Here is a 1419-nt window from a genome sequence, read left to right as displayed (position 1 = left end):
AAAATTCAAAAAGACGTGGCGTAGACTCCCTTGAACCGGGGATACTTCATTAATCCACGTATCGGGAACAAGTGAAGCACAGTAGCTTACCCGGCAGTTCAGGAGCAGGTACACTGCCTGCTCCTTTTTTAAAAACAAGAATTAAAAAAAATTCAACAACCATTTAAAATTAAAAAAATGAAACCTATTTATCAAACTATCCATTCACTAACAGCAGGAACATTACACAGTTCCCAAGTGTATCAGTACAAAACCAAAGACGGAAGAGCGGTGTTTGCCTTCTCTTACGAATACCACGAAGGCTATTACGACATTGCTATCCATCATCTGCCTAGTTACCAAGGAAGAAATGAAAGCTCTCATGCCGCTCATTGGTTGCTTTGCGATGAATCTCCCTTAAACAAAAAAATATGCTTCCATGAAGGGAAAGAACCCACTACGCTGGAGAAAGCCAAAAACATCTCTGTGCAATGGGCTGAACTCACATGGAATTACATAAGAACCGGGGTTACCATTGATGAACAAATCATCAGAAATAACTAATCACAAATCACTATTAAATATTTTACAATGAAAAAGCCAAAATTTAGAATTACAACCTTTGCCTATCATCACATCGTTCAAAAACTGGGATCTAGCGTTCCGGAACAAGGTGGAATCCTTATGGGTAAAAATGGAATCGTTACCGATTTTATCCACGATGAGTTTGCAGAAACAACAGGTTCAACTTACAGCTTAAATGTAGCTTATTTGAATCCTATTATTAAAGAGTTGAAACTTCAAGGCAAACAATTACTTGGTATAATCCACAGCCATCCAAACGGTTATTCCAAACTATCCGATCCTGACAGAGAATATTTTTCCAGCCAATTTAAAAATTTTCCGGATTTGGAATTTATGTACACACCGATTGTGTTTTCCGCAAAACAGCGAGAATTTGAGATTTTCCCCTACCTCTTCCATAAAAACGGAAGCGTGGAAAAAGCAGAGTTAGAAGTCATTCCCAATAACTACGAGGACTATACCACCAAAGAAAAAAAAGTGGAGGTAAATACAGAAGATGTTTCCAACGTACAAAATCCAGACTTACAACCAACTCCAGATGCAGAGACAATCGAAGACCGTAAAAAGGTTTTTGTGAACATCCGTCAGCATATTGTCCTTCCTAAAGTGGAAGCAGAGCAAGTGTTGTCTCAAAAAATGGCAACGCTGATGTTAGTCCTCTCTTGGGTGCATTTCTTTATCCTCGGAGTTTTTGCAGGAGTTTTTCATATAGCGGTTCTCTATTTCGTTAAAAACCACATCGATTTCTCAAAACTTGCTGATTATTTTAGTTTGTAAGCCCCAAACCCCCAAAGGGGGATTAAAATAACCAATTAACAATTTAACATTAACCATTAATAATTAGAAATTATGGAT

At 37.8% G+C, this 1419-nt stretch carries 2 protein-coding genes; both read left to right on the top strand.

Translation table 11 applies throughout. From position 1 onward, the window contains the following. Window positions 1-177: 177 nt before the first annotated feature. Window positions 178-543 (top strand): hypothetical protein, encoded by a 366-nt coding sequence (locus AC2A1C_RS15770; protein ID WP_484026886.1) that lies wholly within the window; start codon window positions 178-180, stop codon window positions 541-543. Between the two features lie 27 nt (window positions 544-570). Beyond that, the gene (locus AC2A1C_RS15765) at window positions 571-1341 is read left to right on the top strand and encodes a Mov34/MPN/PAD-1 family protein (RefSeq protein WP_484026885.1); all 771 of its coding nucleotides are present in this window, start codon (window positions 571-573) and stop codon (window positions 1339-1341) included. The last annotated feature ends 78 nt before the right edge of the window (window positions 1342-1419 follow it).

The sequence above is a fragment of the Chryseobacterium sp. HNCC26DJ241 genome (genome assembly GCF_057180505.1).
The sequence above is the reverse complement of the archived record's forward strand: the minus strand, read 5'-3'. Positions and strand labels throughout refer to the sequence as shown.